Consider the following 23,008-nt stretch of genomic DNA (forward strand, 5'->3'; position numbering starts at 1 on the left):
CCGCTTCCCCTTGGCGCCGGCCCGTCCGGCGCCTTTTTCTTTCAGGCAGCCGCCGCCTCGACCTGCTGCCACTGCACTTCGTCGAGCGTGTCCACCAGCGCGAGCGCCTCGAGGTTCTGGACCAGCTGCTCCACCCGGCTCGCGCCGAGGATCACCGTCGAGACGTGCGGATTGCGCAGGCACCAGGCGATCGCGAGGGTGGCCGGTGCGTGGCCGAGCGACGTCGCGGCTTCGGCGAATCGTCGCGCGCGCTCGGGGCGACGCTGGTTCTCGTCGCCGACCACGATGCGCTTGAGCCAGCCCATGCCCTCGCGTTCGAGCCGCGCGGGCTCGTCCTTCGACGGGTCGGCGTACTTCCCGGTGAGCAGGCCGGAGGCGAGCGGCGAGAACGTCGTCGTGCCGAGGCCGAGCTCCGCGTACAGCGGCGCGTACTCGAGCTCGACGCGTTCGCGGTGCAGCAGGTTGTACTGCGGCTGCTCCATCGTCGGTGCATGCAGATGGTGCTCGCGCGCGATGCGGTGCGCTTCGCGGATGAGGTGCGCCGGCCATTCGGACGTGCCCCAGTACAGCACCTTGCCGTGGCGGATCAGTGCGTCCATCGCCCAGACGGTCTCCTCGACCGGCGTGTCGGGATCGGGCCGATGGCAGAAGAACAGGTCGAGCGCATCGACGCGCAGGCGCCCCAGCGCCGCGTGGCAGGCATCGTGCACGTGCTTGCGCGAGAGCCCGCGCTGCGTGGGGCGCGGCTCGTGCGCCGAGCCGAAGAAGACCTTGCTCGAGACGCAATACCCGTCGCGCGGCAGGCGGAGGTCGGCGATGACGTCGCCCATCACCGTCTCGGCGTGGCCATTCGCATAGCCCTCGGCATTGTCGAAGAAGGTGATGCCGTGGTCCCAGGCGGCGGCGACGAGGTTGCGGCATTCGCCGCGGGAGACCTGGTTGCCGAAGGTGAGCCAGGCGCCGAACGACAGCGCGGAGAGCTGCAGGCCGGACGATCCGAGGCGGCGGTAGTGCATGGTCGGCTCCGAGTGGGGGCGTCGCATCGTAACGCCGCCCACGCCGGCTCCATCCCCCGAGAACGCTGGCCGAACCCCGAAGTCGATCGCGCGAACGAGGCGCGGGCCGGCCGCCCGGCGGCGCGGCCGATGCCGGTTTCCGGGCGCGGTCAGGTTCCCGCCGCCTGCGCGGCTTCACCAAGGCCGCTTTTGCCTCTACGCTCGCGGGCGACCATCGCACCGCTGCCAGGACGTCCCGTGAACCTGAAACTGCGCCTCACCCTGATGAATTTCCTCCAGTTCTTCATCTGGGGCGCCTGGCTGATCACGATCGGGCGGTACTGGTTCGAGAACCGGCACTGGTCCGGCACGGACTTCGGCCTCGTCTTCTCGACGATGGGCTTCGCCTCGCTGTTCATGCCGGCCCTGATGGGCGCGCTCGCGGACCGCAAGGTCAATGCCGAGAAGCTCTACGGCATCCTGCACATCCTCGGCGGCCTCCTGCTGGCCTGCGTGCCGCTGGTGGACACGCCGCGCGGCCTGATCGGGCTGATGATGCTGACGATGTGCTGCTACATGCCGACGCTCGCGCTCGGCATCGCGGTGGCCTACAACGCGCTCAAGCGCGAAGGCTTCGACGTCGTCCGCGACTACCCGCCCATCCGCGTCTGGGGCACGGTGGGCTTCATCGCCGCGCTGTGGACGACGAGCCTGCTCGGCCTCGAGACGTCCGCCGGCCAGTTCTACATCGCGGCGGCCGCGGCGATCGCGCTCGGCATCTACGCCTTCACCCTGCCGCCCTGCCCGCCCGGCCTCGGCCCCACCGACAGCCGTTCCCTGGTCGACGTGCTCGGCCTGTCGTCGTTCCGCCTGTTCCGCGACCGCAACATGGCGGTGTTCTTCATCTTCGCGATGCTGCTGGGCGCGGCGCTGCAGCTCACCAATGCCTACGGCGGCACGTTCCTCGGCGAATTCAGCAGCAATCCCGCCTATGCGGACCGGCTCGCGGTGAAGTACCCCGCGATCATCATGTCGATCTCGCAGATCTCCGAAACGCTCTTCATCCTCACCATCCCGTTCTTCCTGCGCCGCTTCGGCATCAAGACGGTGATGACGATCTCGATGCTCGCCTGGTTCCTGCGCTTCGGCCTGTTCGCCTACGGCGACCCGGGCGCCGGCCTCTGGATGATCATCGTCAGCTGCATCGTCTATGGCATGGCCTTCGACTTCTTCAACATCTCCGGCAGCCTGTTCGTCGAGCAGCAGAGCGACCCCGCGATCCGCGCCAGCGCGCAGGGCCTCTTCATGGTGATGACCAACGGCATCGGCGCGGTGCTCGGCAGCGTGATTTCGGGTTACGTGATCGATGCCTTCTTCACCGGCCCGGGCGGCGCGAAGGACTGGCACGGCATCTGGACCGCGTTCGCGCTGTACGCGCTCGCCATGGCGTTCCTGTTCGTGCCGCTGTTCCGCCATCGCCATGAGCGCGGTGGCCTGCGCGTGCCGCCGCACGGCGGCACCGACGTCAACAATCCCTGATGTCGACGCCGACGGTCGTGGTGGTCGGCAGCTTCAACGTCGACCACGTCTGGACGCCCGACGCGCTGCCCGTGCCGGGCGAGACGCGCTCCGGCGGCTATGCCAGCGGCCCCGGCGGCAAGGGTTTCAACCAGGCGGTCGCGGCGGCGCGCTCGGGCGTGGCGACCCGCTTCGTCTGCGCGCTCGGCGACGACGCGGGCGGCACGTATGCCCGGGCACTGGCCGTCGCCGACGGGATCGACCTGCGCGACGCGGTGGGCGATGCGCCGACGGGCGCCGCCGGCATTTTCGTCGACGGGCAGGGTCGCAACTCGATCGTCGTCGCCCCCGGCGCCAACGGCTTGCTGGACGCGTCCCACGTCGCGCATGCCTTCGCGGAAGGCACGGCGCCGTCCGTCGTGCTCGCACAGCTCGAAACGCCGGACGCGGCCGCGACGGCCGCCTTCGAGGCCGGCACGGCCCACGGCGCGCTCGCGATCCTCAACCCGGCACCCGCGGATGCCCGGCCGCCCGAGGCGTTGCTCGGACGCGTCGACGTGCTGACGCCGAACGAGACGGAGTTTGCCGCGCTCGTGCAGGCGCGGCTCGGCGATGCACTGGATCCCGCCGTCGTCGCGGCGGCGCCCGAGGCCTCGCTGCACGCCCTCTGCCGCCGCCTGTTGCCCTGCGGGACGGTCATCGTCACGCTCGGGGCCGCCGGCGTCTTCGTCTCGCACGCCGACGCCCGCCTGCGCGGCGACGCGCGACCCGCCTACCGGCTGCCGGCGTGCGCGGTCTCGCCGGTCGACACCACCGGTGCGGGGGACGCCTTCAACGGAGCGCTCGCCGCGTCGATCGCGGCGCGTCCGGAGCGGCCGTTCGCCGCGCATGTCCGCTACGCGATGGCCTACGCCGGGTTGTCGACCGAGCGTCGCGGCGCAGCGGCGTCCATGCCTGCGCGCGGCGACGTCCTGGCCCGCTTCCCCGACGCCGATCCGGCCGCCTGAGCGCGCCGCGTACAATCGGGGCATGCGCATCGGCCCCTACGCGATCACGCCCCGCGTGATCCTCGCGCCCATGGCGGGCGTCACCGACAAGCCGTTCCGGCTGCTCTGCAAGCGGCTGGGCGCAGGCCTGTGCGTGTCCGAAATGACGACGTCGGACCCGCGCTTCTGGTCGACCGCGAAGTCCCGCCACCGCATGGACCACGTCGACGAGCCCGCGCCGATCAGCGTGCAGATCGCCGGCACGGTGCCGGAGGTGATGGCGGAGGCGGCGCGCTACAACGTCGACCATGGCGCACAGATCGTCGACATCAACATGGGCTGCCCGGCCAAGAAGGTCTGCAATGCGTGGGCGGGCTCCGCGCTGATGCGCGACGAGGCCTTGGTCGGACGCATCCTCGATGCGGTCGTCCGTGCGGTCGACGTGCCCGTGACGCTGAAGATCCGCACCGGCTGGGCCGCCGATGCGAAGAACGCACTGTCGATCGCACGCATCGCGGAAGCCGCGGGCATCGCGTCGCTCGCGATCCACGGCCGCACGCGCGACCAGCAGTACACCGGCATCGCCGAGTACGACACGATCGCCGAAGTGAAGGCGGCATTGACGATTCCGGTGGTCGCGAACGGCGACATCGATTCGCCGCGCAAGGCGGCCGAGGTCCTCGCCTACACCGGCTGCGACGCGGTGATGGTGGGACGCGCCGCACAGGGCCGGCCGTGGATCTTCCGCGAGGTGGCGCATTACCTCGCGACGGGGGACACCTTGCCGGAACCCTCGCTGGACGAGGTGCGCGACGTCCTGCTCGGCCACCTCGACGCCCTGCATGCGTTCTACGGCGAGGTCTCGGGCGTGCGCATCGCGCGCAAGCACCTGGGCTGGTACGCGAAGGACCGGCCCGAGAACGCGGCGTTCCGCGCGGTGGTCAATCGCGCCGAGACCGCCGAGGCACAGTCGCGACTGACGCGCGAGTATTTCGATGCACTCATCGCGGGTGTCGTGCCCGACATGCACCTTCGCGACGCCGCCTGACGGGGCGTCACGACGGTTTTCCGCCATACGACGACAATCGGCCGCGACACGGAGACCGACATGACCCCGTCCACCCCCGACACCGATGCCGTCTACCTGCACGGGTTCTCGCGCACCGAGCAGGCGCGGTTGCTGAAGCAGGCGCGCATCGCCGAATCCACGATCTTCTCCAACATCGACTACACCGGCGTCAGGCGCCTGCTTGAAGTCGGGAGCGGCGTGGGCGCGCAGACCGAGATCCTGCTGCGTCGCTTCCCCGACCTACACGCCACGTGCGTCGACCTCAGCGATGCGCAGCTCGGCGCGGCACGCGAGCACCTGGGCGCGATGACCTGGCTCGACGGCCGCTACGCGCTGCAGCAGGCCGACGCGTCGGACCTGCCGTTCGAGCCCCGCAGCTTCGACGGCGCCTTCCTGTGCTGGGTGCTCGAGCACGTGCCCTCGCCCGCGCGCGTGCTCAACGAGGTGCGGCGCGTGCTGATGCCGGGCTCGACCGTCTACATCACCGAGGTGATGAACTCCTCGTTCTTCCTCGACCCCTACTCGCCGAACGTCTGGCGCTACTGGATGGCGTTCAACGACTTCCAGCACGAGCACGGCGGCGATCCGTTCGTCGGTGCCAAGCTCGGCAACCTGCTGCTGGCCGGCGGCTATCGCGACGTGGCGACCGAGGTGAAGACGTTCTACTTCGACAACCGCGAGCCGGGACGCCGCAAGGTGATGATCGCCTTCTGGGAGGAACTGCTGCTCTCGGCCGCCGACAACCTGATCGAGGCGGGCGCGGTGACACCGGACGTGGTCGAGGGCATGCGCCGCGAGATGCACCAGGTGCAGAACGACCCGAACGCGGTCTTCTTCTACTCCTTCATCCAGGCCCGGGCGACGGTCCTCTGAACGAACGTTGACCCCGCGCTGCCACGCTCCGCCGCAGAATGCACCGGCGGGGCCGAGCCTGTATCATGCGCGGCCATCCTTTCATCCGAATACAAGGATATAGCCGATGTCCAGCTATCTCTTCACCTCCGAATCGGTCTCCGAAGGCCATCCGGACAAGATCGCCGACCAGATTTCCGACGCCGTCCTCGACGCGATCCTCGCGCAGGACAAGCGCGCCCGCGTGGCCTGCGAAACGATGGTGAAGACCGGCGCCGCGATCGTCGCCGGCGAAGTCACGACGTCGGCGTGGGTCGACATCGAGTCGCTCGCGCGCAACGTCATCAACGCGATCGGCTACGACAACTCGAACGTCGGCTTCGACGGCCACACCTGCGCGATCATCAACATGCTCGGCAAGCAGTCGCCGGACATCGCCGCGGGCGTCGACCGCACCTCTCCCGAAGAGCAGGGCGCGGGCGACCAGGGCCTGATGTTCGGTTTCGCCTGCGACGAAGCGCCCGAGTTCATGCCGGCGCCGCTGTACTACAGCCATCGCCTCGTCGAGCAGCAGGCGCGCGTGCGCAAGAACGGCACGCTGAACTGGCTGCGCCCGGATGCGAAGTCGCAGGTCACCCTGCGCTACGACGCCCACCACAAGGTGCTGGGCCTCGACGCCGTGGTGCTGTCGACGCAGCACGATCCGGACATCGCGCAGAAGGACCTCGTCGAGGCCGTCTACGAGGAGATCCTGAAGCCGGTGCTGCCGGCCGAGTGGCTCGACGCGCTGCCGAAGCACAAGGTGCACATCAACCCGACGGGCATCTTCGTGATCGGCGGCCCCGTGGGCGACTGCGGCCTGACCGGGCGCAAGATCATCGTCGACAGCTACGGCGGCATGGCCCGCCACGGCGGCGGTGCGTTCTCGGGCAAGGATCCGTCGAAGGTCGACCGCTCGGCTGCCTACGCGGCCCGCTACGTCGCGAAGAACATCGTCGCGGCCGGCCTCGCCGAGCGCTGCGAGGTGCAGGTGTCCTACGCGATCGGCGTCGCCGAGCCGACCTCGATCTCGGTCACCACGTTCGGCACCGGCAAGATCTCGGACGACAAGATCGAGCAGCTGATCCGCGCGCACTTCGACCTGCGCCCGTACGGCATCGTCAAGATGCTTGACCTGATCCATCCGGTGTACCAGCCGACGGCGGCCTACGGCCACTTCGGTCGCGCACCGTACGAGCTGACCTACACCGGCGCCGACGGCAAGTCGGAGACGGCGACGGCGTTCTCGTGGGAGAAGACCGATCGCGCCGAGGCGCTGCGCAAGGCGGCGGGCCTGTAACGGACCGCCGTCCAGGAGACGGAGCAGTCCGTCGACGAAAAAGGGCCGCGCGATGCGGCCCTTTTTCATGGGTGACTTGAGGGCGAAACCGGCGCGCACCGTCGTCGCGAATTCCGCACGACGGTACGCGCCGACGCTGTTATTTCGCGGCGGGTGCCGGCTTCGCTTCGGCGGCCCCGGCGTCCTTCACGTAGCGCGTCAGCCAGTCGTCCGTCTCGGCGAGCATCGTCATGATCGACTCGCGTGCCCGGTAGCCGTGCGCCTCGCGAGGCAGCATCACCAGGCGCGCGGTGCCGCCCACGCCCTTGAGTGCCGCGAACATGCGCTCGCTCTGGATCGGGAACGTGCCGGAATTGTTGTCGTCCTCGCCATGGATCATCAGGAGCGCGTCCTTGATGTCCTTGACGTAGTTGAAGGGCGACATCGTCATGTACGTCTCCCGCGCGTCCCAGTAGTTGCGTTCCTCCGACTGGAAGCCGAACGGCGTCAGCGTGCGGTTGTAGGCGCCGCTGCGGGCGACGCCGGCCTTGAACAGCCGCGTGTGCGCCAGCAGGTTCGCGGTCATGAAGGCCCCGTAGGAATGGCCGCCGACGGCGATGCGCCCGCGATCGGCCACGCCACGGCGCACGACTTCGTCCACCGCCGCCTGCGCGCTCGAGGTGAGCTGCTCGACGTAGCTGTCGTTCGGCTCGCGGTCGCCCTCGCCCACGATCGGCATCGACGGATCGTCCAGCACCGCGAAGCCGCGCGCGAGGAACGGCAGCGGGCCCCAGTAGCTCACGAGGTTGAAGCGGTACGGCGAGTCGGTGACCTGCGAGGCAGCGGCGGCGGATTTGAACTCGGCCGGATAGGCCCACATCAGCAGCGGCAGCGGCTTGTCCTTGCCCGGCCGGAAGCCCGGCGGCAGGTAGAGCGTGCCGGTGAGGTCGACCCCATCCTTGCGCTTGTAGCGGATCTGTTCCTTCCGGATGTCGCGCAGCTGCGGCGTCGGGTGCTTGAACGCGGTCAGCGCGCGGAGCCCGCCCTTCGCATCGCGCACGAAGTAGTTCGGCGGGTCGGCCGGCGATTCACGCGTGATCAGCAGGCGCGTGCCGGCGTCGTCGAGCAGCGCGACGGGCGACTGGTACGTCGGCGCCTGCGAACGGAACAGGCGGGTCGACTGGAAGTCGGCGAGGCTCACGCGGTCGAGGAACGGGCGGTCGCCCTCGGGCGATGCACCGTCGCCGCGGCGGAAGAACGCGCCGCCGTCGGACGTGAACTGCAGGCGCGGCAGGTAGGAAGCGCGCCGGGTCGTGACCGCATTGCCGGGATCGTTGTAGCGGTCCTCGCTGGAGCCTTCATGGACGAGTCGCGGCGCGGCAGCCGGTGCGTCGGGTGCGACCAGCCATTCCTTCTGCTGGCGCGTCTTCCACCAGAACTCGTCGACGAGCGCGACGTCGCCGCGGCCCCAGGTGGCACCGGCGAAACGCGTCGCGAGCTTCGCGAGCACGACCGGCGGCGCATCGAACGGCGCAGCCTGCTGGTACACGATATCGCGCACCGCGGCGGCCTTCGACGGATCGCCGCCGTCCTGCGCCTCGGCCCAGGCGAGCGTCGCCGGCGCATCGCTGCGCCATTCGATCTGGCGCACGCCGGCAGGCACCGCGTCGTTGCCGTTGGGCAGGCCCTCGAACAGCGGAAGCGTCGCCACCGTGTGTTCCACGCGGCCGTTCGTGTCGAGCACCTCGATGCGGCGCGGGAAATAGTTGAGCGGCACGATGTACGAATACGGACGGTCGACCGACTGCGCGAGGATGTGGCGTCCATCCGGCGACGGCGCGAGGTCGAGATAGCGCCCCGCGCTGCCGAACGGCGTGGTCGAGCCGTCGAGCGCGACGAACGCGGGCTGCACGGTGAGGAAGTGGTCGAGCGTGCGGGCGTCGAGTTCGTTGCGCAGCATGTCCTGGTACGTGCGCAGCTGGCGCGCCGCGCCGCCGGACTTGGTTTCCTGGATTGCCGGGCCGTCGGGCGTGGCGTCGCGTCCGGGCGGCTCGCCCTGCCCTTCGGGGCGCAGGTTCACCAGCAGGCGCTGCGAGTCGGGCATCCAGCGCGGCGCGCCGCTCACGGTATTGAGGCCGGCGGCGAGGCGACGCGCGCGCCGCGTCGCGACATCGACGACCCAGAGCTCGTTGGCGCCGCTCACCGGGTCCTGCTGGTTGAAGGCGAGGTACTTCTGGTCCGGCGACCACGACGAAGCGGCGATCGACAGCGGCGACGGCAGGCCGTCGATGCGGATGCTCTTGCCCGTGGCGATGTCGAGCAGCCAGAGGTCACTGCCGAAGGAGAAGCGGCTCGGCGCGTAGCTGCGCGCATTGATGCGCAGACCCGCGAGCTTGAGTTCGGGCTGCGCGACCAGCTGGATCGCCGGCAGCGGCGGCACCTGAGTCATGGCCGCGAGGTCTCGGTTCGGGCCCAGCAGCAGCTGCGGCGGGCGCGGCGCGTCGACGATGGCCTGCAGCGCGGGCGCCGGCAGGCGATACCCGGCGGTGGCCGACGCCGCGGCGGGTGCGGGTACGGTCTGGGCGACCGCCAGGCCGGTGCAGGCCAGCGAGAGCAGCGTGGGCAGGATCAGGTGGCGCAGGAGGGGAGCGCGGCTGGGCACGGTCGGGGTCCGGAGCGATCGAAACGCCCATGCTTCGCGGCCGACGGTCGGGCTGTCAATGCGCTGGAAGGCACGGTGGACGCGACCGGCGTCGCAGGCCGTGCAGCGCCGACGCACGCCCGCTCCGTGCGGTCGACAGGTCCGTTCAGGCCCCCGTGCCGCCCGACAGTGCGAAAATGCCGGCCCGCGCCCGCCGCGCCGACCCTGCGCGGCGGTGGCGCACTCTCCCGGCCCGACCATGACCCCGAACTCCGCGGCGGCGACTTCGCACGCCCCTTCGTCTCCCGACCTCGACCTGCTCGACCGCGTGCGCGAGGCGACGGCGCTGCTTGCGCAGGTTGCCGCCGACCGCACCGTGCTCGACGCGGTGCCGGCCGACGAGCGCGCACGCCTGCATGCCGTCGTCGCCGAGGTCTACCACCCCGACCCCCGCGCACGCCGCCAGCGCCTCAAGGCGCGCGAGCGCGAGCGCAGTGCCGAGAACATCCGTCGCAGCGAAGCGTTGCTGGAGTCCACCGGCATCCGCGAACTGCGCCGGAAGCCGGTGTTCACCACGCCGAACTACTTCCCGCCGACCGCCGCGGGACAGCATCTCGCCCTGGAAGCGCAGCCCACCGTGCAGGCGAGCGCGCCCGATCCGTCGCGCGAATCGCCGGAGCTGCTGCACTGCTACGTCTGCAAGCAGAAGTACCGGCACGTCCACCATTTCTACGACCAGCTCTGCCCGACCTGCGCGGACTTCAACTTCTTCAAGCGCACGGAGCTGGCAGACCTCACCGGTCGCGTCGCATTGCTCACCGGCGGCCGCGTCAAGATCGGCTACCAGGCCGGCATGAAGCTGCTGCGGGCCGGCGCGCGACTGATCGTCACCACGCGCTTCCCGCGGGATTCCGCGATGCGCTACGCGCACGAGCCGGACTTCGAGGACTGGGCGCACCGCCTCGAGATCTTCGGCCTCGACCTGCGGCACACGCCGAGCGTCGAGGCGTTCTGCAGCGAGATGCTCGCCACGCACGATCGCCTCGACTTCATCATCAACAATGCCTGCCAGACGGTGCGACGCCCGCCCGCCTTCTACGCACACATGATGGCTGGCGAGACGGCCGCGCTGCACGAGGCGCCCGAGCACATCCGCCGCCTCATCGGCCGCTACGAGGGCCTGCGCAGCTACACGATGCTGCCCGAGGGCGACGGCACGCAGGCGCTGCAGTCGGCCGAGGCGAAGGCGCTCGGCGACGCGGCCGGACTGACGCGCGCGGCGGAACTGTCGCAGGTCCCGCTGCTCGCCGAGGAACTGCTCGGCCAGCAGCACCTGTTCCCGCAAGGCCGGCTCGACCAGGACCTGCAGCAGGTCGATCTGCGCGGCCGCAATTCGTGGCGCCTGCTGATGCACGAGGTGCCCACCGTCGAGCTGCTGGAGACGCAGCTGGTCAACGCGGTCGCGCCCTTCATCCTCAACGCGCGACTCAAGTCGCTGATGCTGCGCACGCCCGGCCGTGACAAGCACATCGTCAACGTGTCCGCGGTCGAGGGGCAGTTCTACCGCAACTTCAAGACCACGCGGCATCCGCACACGAACATGGCGAAGGCGGCGCTCAACATGATGACGCGCACGTCGGCCGCCGATTACCACGCCGACGGCATCCACATGAACGCGGTCGACACCGGCTGGGTGACCGACGAGGACCCCGCGGAAATCGCCGCGCGCAAGGTCGTAGAAGAGCGCTTCCATCCGCCGCTGGACATCCTCGACGGCGCGGCGCGCATCGTCGATCCGATCATCCATGGCCTCAACACCGGCGAGCACGTCTGGGGGCAGTTCCTCAAGGACTACCGGCCGACGGACTGGTGATGCGGCGACGCCGATGCGTGCTCGACCTCAGTCGCGCACGCTATCGGCGACCTGCTGCACGAACCGGTTGACCGCGACGGCGGTGGGCATCTCGTCGTAGGCGCCCGCTGCGGTCACGATCGCGATGTCGAGCGCCGGAACGACGAACAGGCGCTGGCCGCCGTTGCCGAACGCCGCGCGCCATTCGAGCCGTCGTCCGTGCCAGTCGACCGTGCCCTGCCACCATTGCCCGTGGTAGCGGAAATCGGCGACGCCCGTCGCCAGGCCCGGCTGCCAGAGGGCGTCGATCCACGCCGAAGGCACGACGCGCCGTCCGTCCCAGTCGCCATGGCGCAGCACGAGGCGCCCGATCTTCAGCAGGTCGCGCGGCCGCAGGCGCAGGCCGTTGAAGGCCATCGGCCGGCCGTGGAGGTCGGTCACCCATTCCCAGTCGCGGATGCCCAGCGGCGCGAACAGACGATCCGCGGTATAGCGATCCAGGGGCGTGCGGGTGCCGTCGGCAATCATCTGTGCCAGCAGCGCAGTGCCGCCGCCGTTGTAGCTGAAGCGCGTGCCGGGCGCGGACGTGCGGGGGCGATCGAGCACGTAGGTCGGCAGGTCGCGTTTCCAGAACAGCTTGAGCTCGTCGTTCAATCCGGCCGCGCCTTCGGTCCAGGCGAGGCCGCTGTCCATGTCGAGCAGGTGCCCGACCCGGATTTCGCGCGCGTTGCGGGTCGCCAGGCCCTGAAGCGCCGGGAAGACGACGGACAGCGGACGCGATGGACCCGGCACGCGACCCTCCGACAGCGCGATGCCGTACACGAGCGCGGTGATGCTCTTGCCGACCGAGCGCACGTCGTGTCGCGACGTCGGGCCGATCGAACGCCGCAGCGAGACGAGACCGTAGACCGAACGATCGTGTCCTCCGCGATAGGACTCGAGCACGAGGCGCCCGTGGCGTTCGACGAGCACCGCATGCACGTTGAGGCGGTCGCCCAGCAGCGCGGCCGCAGCCCGCTGCAAGGCGGCTTCGTCGAACCCCTCGTTGGCGGGCGTCGAACGCGGCCAGCCGTCGCCCGTATCGACCGGGAGCGGACCCAGGACCGCATTGACCGGTCGCCATGCGGCAAACCAGCCGAGCAGCGCGCCGGCCAGCAGCAGGACGACGACGAAACGTGGTGTCACGCGGGGTGTGCGCATCGGGTTTCCCGGGCAAGCGGCCATGCTCGGGGCGGGCGCGTGCACGGTCAACGCTGCCGGGCCGGTGGACCGCTGCGTTCGACAGGCGATCCAGCCCGCCGTCCCGTAACCCGATAGAATGGGCGGGCCCTGCCGAGGGGCGCTGCAAGTCCGGCCGCCCTGCAGGCGTGTCCAACCGGAATCAGGCTCGGCACGGTTTTCCTGTAACGGCGCCCGTTTGACGCGAGTCCTCCGAGGACTCCTGAACGGAGCAATCCATGAACGCACAGATCAAGACCTTCTCGACCGAGGGCGACTACAAGGTCGCCGACATCTCGCTCGCCGACTGGGGCCGCAAGGAACTCGACATCGCCGAGCAGGAAATGCCGGGCCTGATGTCGATCCGCCGCAAGTACGCGTCGATCAGGCCGCTCGCGGGCGTGCGCGTCACCGGCTCGCTGCACATGACGATCCAGACCGGCGTGCTGATCGAGACGCTGAAGGACATCGGCGCCGACGTGCGCTGGGCGTCCTGCAACATCTTCTCCACGCAGGACCACGCCGCCGCCGCCATCGCCGCGTCGGGCACGCCGGTCTTCGCGTGGAAGGGCGAGTCGCTGGAGGAGTACTGGGACTGCACGCTCGAAGCGCTGACCTTCCCGGGCGGCCTCGGTCCGCAGCTTGTCGTCGACGACGGCGGCGACGTCACGCTGCTGATCCACAAGGGTTACGAGCTCGAGAACGGCTCGACCTGGGTCGACGAGCCGGCCTCCTCGCACGAGGAGCAGGTCATCAAGAACCTGCTCAAGCGCGTCAAGACCGAGCGCCCGGGCTTCTGGCACACCGTCGTCCGCGACTGGAAGGGCGTCTCCGAAGAGACGACCACCGGCGTGCACCGCCTCTACAAGCTGGCCGAGGAAGGCTCGCTCCTGGTGCCCGCGATCAACGTCAACGACTCGGTGACCAAGTCGAAGTTCGACAACCTCTACGGCTGCCGCGAGTCGCTGGCCGACGGCCTGAAGCGGGCGCTCGACGTCATGCTCGCCGGCAAGGTCGCGGTGGTCTGCGGCTACGGCGATGTCGGCAAGGGCTCGGCAGCGTCGCTGCGGGCCTACGGCGCGCGCGTGGTGGTGACCGAGATCGACCCGATCAACGCCCTGCAGGCCGCGATGGAAGGCTTCGAGGTCAACACCATCGAAGCCACGCTGGGCCGCGGCGACATCTACGTGACGACGACGGGCAACAAGGACGTCATCACGCTCGAGCACATGCGCCGCATGAAGGACCAGGCGATCGTCTGCAACATCGGCCACTTCGACAACGAGATCCAGGTCGACGCGCTGCACCAGTCGGGCGCGACGCGCACGAACATCAAGCCGCAGGTCGACAAGTACACGTTCGAGGGCGGCAACTCGATCTTCCTGCTGGCCGAAGGCCGCCTGGTGAACCTCGGCTGCGCCACCGGCCATCCGAGCTTCGTGATGTCGAATTCGTTCTCGAACCAGACGCTCGCGCAGATCGACCTGTGGGACAAGAAGGACGAGTACGAGGCGAAGGTCTACATCCTGCCGAAGAAGCTCGACGAGGAAGTCGCGCGCCTGCACCTCGAGAAGATCGGCGTGAAGCTCACGGTGCTTACCGACGAGCAGGCCGCCTATCTCGGCGTCGACAAGGACGGCCCCTACAAGCCGGACCACTACCGCTACTGATCCATCGCTTCATCGATGCACCGGGACGGGCGCTCAGGCGCCCGTCTTTTTTTGCGAGCGCCGGCCTTCGCCGTGACGGTGCGGTGAAGCCGCACTCGATAGAGTGGGAAGCTCCGCACATTCATTCAGGCACATGGCCGGGTTTTTGCGATGCGCGGCACGGTGCGCAACGGGCGTTGCCGGAGGATTCGAGTCGGGGATCCTTCCGGTAGATCGACGTGACGCGCGCTTTCCTGGCGGCCATCGCCGCCCTTCTGACCTGCACCAGCCTCTCCGCCCGCGCGGACTCCATGCCGGACGTGCGCGTCGACAACGCCAGCGTCGCGCCCCTTCCCGCCCAGCGCGCGCTCCGCATCGACGGCGTGGTCGGCCAGCGGTTCGAGGCGAGCATCCGCGAGGCGCTCCAGCGCTATCCCGACACGCGGGTCCTGATCGTGAGCGGCCCGGGCGGCATGCGCGGACAGGCCCTGCGCGTCGCCGAGCTCGCCAATGCACGCGGGCTCGCCGTGCGCATCGACGGCCGCTGTGCGAGCGCCTGCGCGCTCCTGTGGGCCGCGGCGAACCGCCGGGAGATGACCTATGCCTCGGGCGTCGGCCTGCACCGCAGCGCGCTGGACCCGTCGCTGGGCCTGCCCGACCGCGTGCGCGAGTCGATCATGGCGCGCAACGACCAGCAGACCGACGACGTCCTGCGTCGCGCGGGCTTCCCGGAGCGCGTGATCGCGGCCGGCGCCACGACCCCCGCGAATTCGATGAGCTGGTTCAGCCCCTACGAACTGCAGACCGGCGGCGTCCCCTTCGTGCTGCTGGACGGCGCCGGCCATGCCGCCGCGCTGGACCCGCGGACCGGTCGCGTGGACGGGGTCGTCTCGCGCTGATCGACGGGAGCTTTCGCTCCATCGCGATGAAGAGATAGACTGGCGCGTCTCCAGGATCCGGCGCGCCATGGTTCCCGTCAGCTTCGAGTTCTACCCCCCGAAGACGCCCGAGCAGCAGACGCAGCTCGGGAAGACCGTCCACCGGCTGCGGGCGCACGGCCCCGAATATGTCAGCGTGACGTTCGGCGCCGGCGGGTCCACGCTCAGCCACACGCCCGAGACCATTCGCCAGCTGCGCACGGGCGGCCTGGAGGCGGCGCCGCACATCACCTGCATGGGTGGCTCGCGCGAGGAGATTCGCGGGCTGCTGAAGCTCTACCGCGCGCTCGGCGCGAAGCGGCTGGTGGCGCTGCGTGGCGACCTGCCGTCCGGCATGGTGAGCGCGGGCGAGCTGCGCTACGCCGACGAGCTGGTGCGGTTCATCCGCGAGGAGACGGGCGACCACTTCCACATCGAGGTGGCGGCGTACCCGGAGATGCATCCCCAGGCGCGCGATTCGCAGGCCGACCTCAGGAACTTCGTGGGCAAGGTCCGCGCGGGCGCCAACGGGGCGATCACCCAGTACTTCTACAACCCTGATGCCTATTTCCGGTTCGTCGACGATGCGCGACGGGCCGGCGTCGACCTGCCGATCGTGCCCGGCATCATGCCGATCGCGAACTTCAGCCAGATCCGCCGCTTCTCCGAACTGTGCGGTGCCGAGATCCCCCGCTGGATCGCGCAGCGCATGCTCGCTTACGCGGACGACGCGGACAGCATCCGTGCGTTCGGCGCCGAAGTCGTCGCACAGCTCTGCCGTCGCTTGATCGACGGCGGCGCACCGTCGCTGCACTTCTACACGCTCAATCTCTCGAAACCGACTCTGAACGTGTTGGCGCAGATGCGCTGAAAACACCGGTTTCGTTGCGAGCCGGTTCAGTTGCGAGGCCTCCGTCACACTTCACGTTGACGCGTCGATCCCGAGCATTTCACGCATCCCCTGTCGCAGGTGCGTGCCATGAAATCCATCACCGTCCTCACGCTGGCGCTCGGCCTCGGGCTCGCGCTGCCGGCGTCGCCGGATGCGCACGCGGGCTTCGGCGGGATCCAGCGCTGCCGCGCACCGGACGGCACCGCCGTCTACACCGACAAGCCGTGCCTCGCCTTCAATGCGAAGCCCGAAGCGATGTCCTCGGAACTCGGAATGCGCCTCGCGAGCGAGGCCTCGCGCGAGCCAGTGATCCGGGACAACGTCGCCGCGGACGCGATGATCCCGACCGGCACCGCGAGCCGCCGCTCGCTGCTCGCGGGCTGCGCACAGTCGCCGACGCAGCTGGCGATGGACCTGCAGGGCTCGATCGCACTGCACGACGTCAACCGCCTCGCCGAGAGCTGGCACTGGGTCGGCATCACGCAGAAGCAGGCGACGCCGCTGATGAAGCGGCTGGAAGCCCTCGCGAAGGCAGAGGGCGCGAGTGCGCGCTACTACGATGCGCAGATCGGATTCAGCACGCAGGTCGCATCGGCCGGGGACGGTTACCCGGACGATGGCGGCGCCGGCATCCTGCAGCTGGCGCTGGCCGGTGACGGCGCACAGTCGCTCGAACTGAACGTGGAGCGTTACGCGGGCTGCTACTTCGTCCGATTCTGATCCGCGCGGCTGCGCGCGGCGCTCGCGGGAGCTTAGGATGCGCGCATGTCGCGCCGCTTCCGCCTCGTCGCTCTGCTCGCGCTCGCGCTCGCGCTGCCGGGCGCGGCGTTTGCCGACGTGCGCCGATGCGTGGCCGCCGACGGCACCGAGGTGTACACGGACCGCCGCTGCGACGAGATCGGCGGCCGCGAGTTCGTCCCGCCGCGCTCGGGTGCGGTGCCGCAGCTGCGCACCTATCGCGCCGCCTGCCCGCGCACGCTGCGTGACCTCGCCTGGGAAGTCTCCTCCGCCGTCGGCGCGCATGACGTCAACCGGCTCGCGTCGGTCTACCTGTGGGCAGGCATCGGCACGCGGCAGGGTTATGCGCTGATGGACCGGTTGCAGCTCGTCGTGGACCGGCCGTTGGTCGACCTTCAGCCGGTCTGGACCGGCGGCGACGGGTACGGCCCGCCCGATCCGCCGCGTCCGCCGGTCGGCCTGCGCCTCGACCAGACGTCGGCGCGGGGGAGCACACCCATCCGGACCGTCTTCGGGCTTCGGCGTCATCTCGACTGCTGGTGGATCGTCGAGGGCGGCGCGCGCCGGCCGCCGTCGCCGTCCACCGACGACGCGACCGGCGTCCCTACGCCGGCGGACTGACGGCCCACGGCCGCCTCATGGGAGAATGCGCGCCGCTTTCCCTCTCCGGACGTCGCGCATGCACTACCCCGAATGGATCTGGCACAACGGCTCGATCAAGCCCTGGGCCGAGGCCACCACCCATGTCATGTCGCATGCGCTGCATTACGGCTCGTCGGTGTTCGAGGGCATCCGCTGCTATCGCACGCCCAACGGGCCGGCGATCTTCCGCCTGACCGAGCACAACCGTCGCCTGCATGCCTCGGCGAAGATCTACGACATGCCGATGCCGTATTCGGTCGAGCAGATCAACGCCGCCTGCCGCGAAGTGGTGCTCAAGAACGGCCTCGAGCAGGCCTACCTGCGCCCCGTCGCGTACCGCGGCCTCGGCGGCTTCGGGCTGTCGGCCGACACCCCGACCGACGTCGCCGTCGCGACGTGGGCGATGGGCCCCTATCTCGGTGAAGGCGTCCTCGAGAACGGCATCGATGCCTGCGTCTCCAGCTGGCAGCGGTTCGCGCCGAACACCATCCCGGCCGGCGCCAAGGCGGGCGGCAATTACCTGTCGGGCCAGCTGGTCGCGCGCGAGGCGCGTCGACTCGGCTTCGGGGAAGGCATCGCGCTCGCCTCCACCGGCCTGCTCAGCGAAGGTGCCGGCGAGAACCTGTTCCTCGTCTTCGACGGCGCCCTGCACACCACGCCGGTCAGCGCCGCCCTGCTCAACGGCATCACGCGCAATACGATCATCACCCTAGCGCGCGACGCGGGCATCCCGGTGGTCGAGCGCGACCTGCCGCGCGAATACCTCTATCTCTGCGACGAGCTCTTCATGTGCGGCACCGCGGCCGAGATCACCCCGATCCGCTCGGTCGACGGCCGCCAGGTCGGCAGCGGCGCCGCCGGCCCGCTGACGCGTCGCATCCAGTCGATGTTCTTCGGGCTGTTCGACGGCACCACGCCGGATCGCTACGGCTGGCTCGAGCCGCTGGACGGCTGATGGAAACCACGACGTCTCTGCATGATGAGCGCTACCGCCCCACGACGATCTCGCGGGTGCTCGGTGGGCTGTTCATGCTGGTCGGCGTCCTGCGTCTCGCCGATTGGCTGTACTCCGGCCGGACGGAGACGCGGGATCTCGTGGCCGGCATCGGTTTCGTGCTGATGTCGCCCGCCGCATGGACGGGCGCGAATGCGGCGGACGCACCGGCGCGGCTGCGCCGGCTGCGACTGCTGTCGGTCCCCGGCATCGTGCTCGTGTTCGCCGCGATTGTGATGCGCTTCTTCTGAGCCCTAGCCGAACGTGAGCGTGGCCACCACGCCGCGCTCCACGCCCGGCTTGACCTGCACTTCCCAGCCGTAGAGTTCGCACAGGCGGCGCACGATCGACAGGCCGATGCCGCCGCCCTGCGAATGGCCGGCATGCGTGCCGCGGTAGCCGCGCTCGAACAGGCGCGCGGCGTCCTCCGGACTCAGCCCCGGCCCCGAATCGATCACTTCCACCGATCGTGGATGCACGCGCACGAGCACCTCGCCCTCGGCCGTGTACTTCACCGCGTTGCCGATGAGGTTGTTCAGCGCGACGGTGACCGCCGCCTCGGGCGCATCGACGACGAGGCCGCGCCCGTCCTCGCGCCGAAGCACGACGGGCTTGCCCCCGAGCTGCGCGCGGTGCGCGTCGAGCGTCTGGTCGATCACGCGCACCACGTCCGTGGTGCCCTGCCCGCGCTCGTTGCGCGAGAGCAGCAGCAGCGCGCTGATGAGGTCGGTGCACTGCTGCTCGGCGCGCTGGATGCGCATCAGGCGGTTGCGGGTCTTCTCGTCGGTGTCGGGACGCGCGAGCAGCAGTTCGATCGCCCCGCGGATCACCGCGAGCGGTGTGCGCAGTTCGTGGCTCACGTCCGCGTTGAACTCACGGTCGCGCTGCACGACGTAGGTGAGGCGCGCGGAGTAATCGTCGAGTGCGGACGCGAGCTGGCCGACCTCGTCGTCGGCGAAGTCGTTGGCGAGCGCTTCGGTGAGTCCGGTGTGGGACCGTTTGAGCCGGCGGGCGAGTTCCAGCACCGGGCTCATGACGCGGGCGGCCGACCACCAGCCGAGCAGGAACGACAGCACCGTGCAGAAGACGATCACGATGACGAGCAGCTGGTTGAAGCGTCCCTTGCCGCGATCGGATTCGCTGAGGTCGTAGGCGAGGAAGAACCAGGCGTCCTTCGTCTTGCGCACGGCGAGCCGATAGGCGAATGGCGTGCCGTCGTCGTTCTCGCCTCGCACCGTGTGGATGCCGTCGCCGAGTTCGTACCATTCCGGCCGTTGCTCGCGCAGCTTGTCGAACTTGTCGGGCGTCACGACGCGCGCGAGGAACTGCTGCACCGGAATCGCCGGCTCTTCGGTCGGGTTGCGCGCGTACTGCCGTGCCACCTCGTCGATGTTGCGATTCATCACGTCGGTGACGAGTTCGTCCTCGACCTTGTCGCGCACCCAGTTGGTCGCGAACGCCAGCAGGAGCGTCAGGCTGAAGCCCAGCAGCACGTAGCCGAGGATGATTCGGCTGCGCAGTCGCCTGCGATAGCGGGTGCGGCCGCGCGGGCGCGCGGACGGGCTGGCTGTGGCCATCGTCGTCGTGGTGGAACGGAAGCGGCCAGTCTAGGCGGTCGCGACGGCCGCCACGAGGCGGCCGCGCGATACGCGCCTTGGGCGCGGGCTCAGACGGTGACGCCCTCGGGCGCCGCGATGCGGTAGCCGATGCCGTGGCGCGTCTGGATCAGCGGCACCCCGAACGGCTTGTCGACCACGGAGCGCAGGCCGTGGATGTGCACGCGCAGGCTGTCGGAATCCGGCAGCTCCTCGCCCCAGACGCGCGTCTCCAGTTCCTGTCGCGTCACCACGGCGGGCGATGCCTCCATCAGCGCCTGCAGGATCTTCAGCGCGGTCGGATTGAGCTGCAGCAGCTTGCCGCCGCGGCGCACCTCGAGCGTGTCGAGGTTGTATTCGAGATCGGCCGTGTTGAGCACGCGGGTCTGCACGCCGCGGCCGCGGCGGGAGAGCGCGGCGAGGCGCACTTCGACTTCCTGCAGCGCGAACGGCTTGATGAGGTAGTCGTCGGCGCCCGAGTCGAAGCCGGCGAGCTTGTTGTCGAGGCTGTCGCGCGCGGTGAGCATCAGCACCGGCGTCTGCTTGCGCGCTTCGTTGCGCAGCTTGCGGCAGACCTCCAGGCCGTCGAGGCCCGGCAGGTTGAGGTCGAGCACGATGGCGTCGAAGTCGTGGACCACCGCGAGGTGGAGGCCGGTGATGCCGTCGGCGGCGAAATCGACGGTGTGGCCGCGGTCTTCGAGGAAGTCGCCGAGGTTGGCGGCGATGTCGGGATTGTCCTCGATGACAAGGATTCGCATGGAGGTTTCCTGGGGCTGGAGCCGGGCACCCGCGATGGCGGCGTTCGTCGGCTGTGCGGGGCGGGCGTCGGGGGTTCGCATGTGCATCGTCCGATTGTGTCAGACGGCCGTTCATGCGCCGTCTTCACTTCCGACCGGCGGCGCCAAAAAAAGTGCCCGGACACGAGGCCCGGGCAAAAAGGTGTTACCCCGATTACCGCGGCCCGCCGAGGAGCCACCCCGGGATGAGCTGCGGAACGGGCACGCTACGCCCGAAACCCTTAAACGATGGTTAAGGGCCGGCGGGTTTTTTCGTTAGGAATCCGTTATTTCCGACGGGCGCGCCGGACGGGCTTGGGGGGCGGGCATCCCTGCGCAACAAAGCGCACGATTTCACCCGCAACGTCCTTTTTCGAGGCACTTTCGATCCCCTCCAGCCCGGGCGAGGCGTTCACCTCGAGGACCAGCGGCCCGCGGTCCGACCGGATCAGGTCGACGCCGGCGATTCCCAGGCCCAGGACCTGCGTGGCCCGGACGGCCACCTCGCGCTCGGCCGCGCTCGGCTTGACCCCGACCGCGGTGCCCCCGCGGTGCAGGTTCGACCGGAACTCGCCGGCGGGCGCCTGCCGCCGCATCGCCGCGATCACCTGGTCGCCCACCACGAAGCAGCGCACGTCGGCCCCCTTGGCCTCGGCGACGAACTCCTGCACGAGGAAGTTGGCGTACAGGCCGCGGAGCGCCTCGGTGATGCCGCGGGACGCGGAGATCTTCTCGGCGAGGATCACCCCGGTGCCCTGCGAGCTCTCGGTGAGCTTGATCACGTGCGGTGGCGGGCCGAGCAGGTTCAGCAGGTCGCCGGTGTCGTCCGGGTTGTCGCCGAACACGGTCACCGGCATGTGGATGCCCTCGGCCGCCAGCAGCTGGTGCGCGCGCAGCTTGTCGCGCGCCTTGAGGATCGCGTCCGACGGATTCGGCGTGCAGGTGCCCATCAGCTCGAACTGCCGCAGCACCGCGGTGCCGTAGCGCGTGACCGACGCACCGATGCGTGGCACCACGGCGTCGAAGCCGGTCAGCGGCTTGCCCTTGTAGTGCATCGCGAAATCGCCGCAGGCGATGCGCATGTAGCAGCGCAGCGGATCCAGCACGCGGACCGTGTGGCCCTGCTCGCGCGCGGCCTCGACCAGGCGACGGGTGGAGTACAGCGAACTGTTGCGCGAGAGGATCGCGAGCTTCATGCGGTGGGGGTCCGGATAGACGAACGCGTGGCGCGTCCGTGCAGGAACGATCGTGACGGATCGACGGTGAATGCGCCCGCGATCGCGGTGCGGCCGACGAGCAGCGCGAAGCGCATGCCGCGGCGGTCGGCGAGGTTGACCTCGATCTCGCGCTCGATGCCCGCGAGCCCGAGTCGCGTCCGCAGGAAGATGCGGGCGGTGCGATGGCCACCGGAGTCCACGACTTCGCGCTCGTCGTGCACCGGGGCGGCGAGCTCGACCACGCGCGAACCGACGCGCTTGCCGCCCCCCGGGGTGAGCCGGAAGCCGACCCAGGGCGCGCCCTGTTCGGTGAAGCGCCACTGTTCGTCGACGTGCAACGCGGACGTGCGCGCGCCGGTGTCGATCTTCGCGCGGACCGCGGCGAGCCCGAGGCCGGGCAGCGAGGCGCACTCGCGCCAGCCGACCGCGAGGAGGGGCGACGTGGGGTTCAAGGATTCCCCGGCTCTGGAAAAGGAAACGGCGACCAGTGTGACCGGTCGCCGTTTCGATTTTGTGGAGCGGGTGATGGGAATCGAACCCACGCTAGCAGCTTGGGAAGCTGCAGTTCTACCATTGAACTACACCCGCGTCGGCACAAGTCTAGGCCGCGCGCGCGCCTGTTGGCAACGCGCGCGGCGTCCGGTCAGAAGCCGCTGCCGACCGTGACGTAGACCGTCGCATCGTTGCCGCCCTTCTGCGCGTTCGTGAGGCTGGCGCCCACGTCCGCGTTCAGGCCGAACAGCGTGGTGCGCGCGCCGAACTGCAGCGTGGCGTAGGTGTCGTCGAACTGCACGCCCGGCACCGCGTAGTCGCCGGTCGCCGACAGCGTCTGCGAGCGCGCGAACGCCTGCTCCGGCTGGTCCTCGAACTCGCGGTCGATCGTGACGCGGGCGTACGGGGTGACGGTGCCGCCGTCGACGCGCGCCTGCCAGCCGAGCTTGCCGATCAGCGAATCGAAGTTCTGGTCCGGGTAGGCCAGCGCGGTCGACAGCGTGCCCTGGTCCTCGGCGAAGCCATCGATGTCGATGCGCTGCGACAGCACGCCCACGACCGGGCCGTGCTTCAGCGCGCCATGACCGAACTCCCAGCCGCCCTCGGCACCGACCGTCAGCACGTTGCCGTCGGTCTCGCCGTGGTGG

At 69.7% G+C, this 23,008-nt stretch carries 21 protein-coding genes, 1 tRNA gene and 1 riboswitch; of the genes, 13 read left to right on the forward strand and 9 right to left on the reverse strand.

Translation table 11 applies throughout. The features are described 5' to 3' along the window. Positions 1 to 41: 41 nt before the first annotated feature. The gene (locus ACY35P_RS06490) at positions 42 to 1,016 is read right to left on the reverse strand and encodes an aldo/keto reductase (RefSeq protein ID WP_462115019.1); all 975 of its coding nucleotides are present in this window, start codon (positions 1,014 to 1,016) and stop codon (positions 42 to 44) included. Between the two features lie 237 nt (positions 1,017 to 1,253). Here ACY35P_RS06490 and ACY35P_RS06495 point away from each other — a divergent pair, with 237 nt between their 5' ends. The 5 genes from ACY35P_RS06495 to metK all read left to right on the forward strand — a co-directional run bounded on the left by ACY35P_RS06495 (position 1,254) and on the right by metK (position 6,759). Then, positions 1,254 to 2,534 (forward strand): nucleoside permease, encoded by a 1,281-nt coding sequence (locus ACY35P_RS06495; protein ID WP_462115020.1) that lies wholly within the window; start codon positions 1,254 to 1,256, stop codon positions 2,532 to 2,534. After that, the gene (locus ACY35P_RS06500; RefSeq protein WP_462115021.1) at positions 2,534 to 3,520 is read left to right on the forward strand and encodes a ribokinase; all 987 of its coding nucleotides are present in this window, start codon (positions 2,534 to 2,536) and stop codon (positions 3,518 to 3,520) included. The genes ACY35P_RS06495 and ACY35P_RS06500 overlap by 1 nt, the downstream gene beginning before the upstream one ends. A 22-nt stretch (positions 3,521 to 3,542) precedes the next feature. Continuing rightward, on the forward strand, positions 3,543 to 4,547 hold the full coding sequence (dusB, locus tag ACY35P_RS06505) for a tRNA dihydrouridine synthase DusB (RefSeq protein WP_462115022.1): 1,005 nt from the start codon (positions 3,543 to 3,545) through the stop codon (positions 4,545 to 4,547). A 60-nt stretch (positions 4,548 to 4,607) separates the two neighbouring features. Beyond that, a complete protein-coding gene (locus ACY35P_RS06510; protein ID WP_462115023.1) occupies positions 4,608 to 5,441 on the forward strand; it encodes a class I SAM-dependent methyltransferase in 834 nt (277 codons plus the stop codon). 106 nt (positions 5,442 to 5,547) lie between these two features. Then, a complete protein-coding gene (metK, locus tag ACY35P_RS06515; RefSeq protein WP_462115024.1) occupies positions 5,548 to 6,759 on the forward strand; it encodes a methionine adenosyltransferase in 1,212 nt (403 codons plus the stop codon). Between the two features lie 139 nt (positions 6,760 to 6,898). Here metK and ACY35P_RS06520 read toward each other — a convergent pair whose 3' ends face one another. Beyond that, positions 6,899 to 9,400, reverse strand: a complete 2,502-nt coding sequence (locus tag ACY35P_RS06520) for a S9 family peptidase (protein ID WP_462115025.1) — start codon at positions 9,398 to 9,400, stop codon at positions 6,899 to 6,901. A gap of 238 nt (positions 9,401 to 9,638) precedes the next feature. Here ACY35P_RS06520 and ACY35P_RS06525 point away from each other — a divergent pair, with 238 nt between their 5' ends. Further along, the gene (locus ACY35P_RS06525) at positions 9,639 to 11,252 is read left to right on the forward strand and encodes an SDR family NAD(P)-dependent oxidoreductase (RefSeq protein ID WP_462115026.1); all 1,614 of its coding nucleotides are present in this window, start codon (positions 9,639 to 9,641) and stop codon (positions 11,250 to 11,252) included. Between the two features lie 27 nt (positions 11,253 to 11,279). Here the strand turns inward: ACY35P_RS06525 and ACY35P_RS06530 are convergent, their stop codons facing one another. Further along, positions 11,280 to 12,431: a serine hydrolase domain-containing protein gene (locus ACY35P_RS06530; protein WP_462115027.1), complete on the reverse strand. Its 1,152-nt coding sequence runs from the start codon at positions 12,429 to 12,431 to the stop codon at positions 11,280 to 11,282. 128 nt (positions 12,432 to 12,559) lie between these two features. Then, a riboswitch (S-adenosyl-L-homocysteine riboswitch) is annotated at positions 12,560 to 12,653 on the forward strand. A gap of 35 nt (positions 12,654 to 12,688) precedes the next feature. Between ACY35P_RS06530 and ahcY the strand changes: the two genes are divergently transcribed. The 7 genes from ahcY to ACY35P_RS06565 all read left to right on the forward strand — a co-directional run bounded on the left by ahcY (position 12,689) and on the right by ACY35P_RS06565 (position 18,532). Further along, entirely contained in the window at positions 12,689 to 14,119 is a 1,431-nt protein-coding gene (gene ahcY / locus ACY35P_RS06535; RefSeq protein WP_462115028.1) for an adenosylhomocysteinase, read from the forward strand. A gap of 218 nt (positions 14,120 to 14,337) precedes the next feature. Then, a complete protein-coding gene (locus ACY35P_RS06540; protein WP_462115029.1) occupies positions 14,338 to 14,997 on the forward strand; it encodes a hypothetical protein in 660 nt (219 codons plus the stop codon). A gap of 67 nt (positions 14,998 to 15,064) precedes the next feature. Further along, positions 15,065 to 15,886, forward strand: a complete 822-nt coding sequence (metF, locus tag ACY35P_RS06545; protein WP_462115039.1) for a methylenetetrahydrofolate reductase [NAD(P)H] — start codon at positions 15,065 to 15,067, stop codon at positions 15,884 to 15,886. 108 nt (positions 15,887 to 15,994) lie between these two features. Next, positions 15,995 to 16,627 carry a hypothetical protein gene (locus ACY35P_RS06550; protein WP_462115030.1) on the forward strand — a complete coding sequence of 211 codons (633 nt, stop codon included), beginning with the start codon at positions 15,995 to 15,997 and terminating at the stop codon, positions 16,625 to 16,627. A 45-nt stretch (positions 16,628 to 16,672) separates the two neighbouring features. Further along, a complete protein-coding gene (locus tag ACY35P_RS06555; RefSeq protein ID WP_462115031.1) occupies positions 16,673 to 17,266 on the forward strand; it encodes a hypothetical protein in 594 nt (197 codons plus the stop codon). Positions 17,267 to 17,324: 58 nt separating this feature from the next. Beyond that, positions 17,325 to 18,242, forward strand: a complete 918-nt coding sequence (locus tag ACY35P_RS06560) for a branched-chain amino acid transaminase (protein ID WP_462115032.1) — start codon at positions 17,325 to 17,327, stop codon at positions 18,240 to 18,242. Continuing rightward, positions 18,242 to 18,532, forward strand: a complete 291-nt coding sequence (locus ACY35P_RS06565; RefSeq protein WP_462115033.1) for a hypothetical protein — start codon at positions 18,242 to 18,244, stop codon at positions 18,530 to 18,532. The genes ACY35P_RS06560 and ACY35P_RS06565 overlap by 1 nt, the downstream gene beginning before the upstream one ends. Positions 18,533 to 18,535: 3 nt before the next feature. Here ACY35P_RS06565 and ACY35P_RS06570 read toward each other — a convergent pair whose 3' ends face one another. The 6 genes from ACY35P_RS06570 to ACY35P_RS06595 form a co-directional block, all read right to left on the reverse strand. Continuing rightward, on the reverse strand, positions 18,536 to 19,858 hold the full coding sequence (locus ACY35P_RS06570; RefSeq protein ID WP_462115034.1) for a sensor histidine kinase: 1,323 nt from the start codon (positions 19,856 to 19,858) through the stop codon (positions 18,536 to 18,538). 89 nt (positions 19,859 to 19,947) lie between these two features. Continuing rightward, positions 19,948 to 20,634, reverse strand: coding sequence for a response regulator transcription factor (locus tag ACY35P_RS06575; RefSeq protein WP_462115035.1), 687 nt, complete (start codon positions 20,632 to 20,634; stop codon positions 19,948 to 19,950). Positions 20,635 to 20,939: 305 nt separating this feature from the next. Then, positions 20,940 to 21,848 carry a 30S ribosomal protein S6--L-glutamate ligase gene (rimK, locus tag ACY35P_RS06580; protein WP_462115036.1) on the reverse strand — a complete coding sequence of 303 codons (909 nt, stop codon included), beginning with the start codon at positions 21,846 to 21,848 and terminating at the stop codon, positions 20,940 to 20,942. Then, a complete protein-coding gene (locus tag ACY35P_RS06585) occupies positions 21,845 to 22,321 on the reverse strand; it encodes an ATP-dependent zinc protease family protein (RefSeq protein WP_462115037.1) in 477 nt (158 codons plus the stop codon). Before ACY35P_RS06585 ends, rimK begins: the two co-directional genes overlap by 4 nt. A gap of 62 nt (positions 22,322 to 22,383) precedes the next feature. Then, a tRNA-Gly gene (locus ACY35P_RS06590) sits at positions 22,384 to 22,457 on the reverse strand. A 55-nt stretch (positions 22,458 to 22,512) separates the two neighbouring features. Then, the coding region (locus tag ACY35P_RS06595; RefSeq protein ID WP_462115038.1) for an autotransporter domain-containing protein at positions 22,513 to 23,008 on the reverse strand (496 nt) is incomplete at its 5' end.

It is taken from the genome of Lysobacter xanthus, assembly GCF_047159895.1.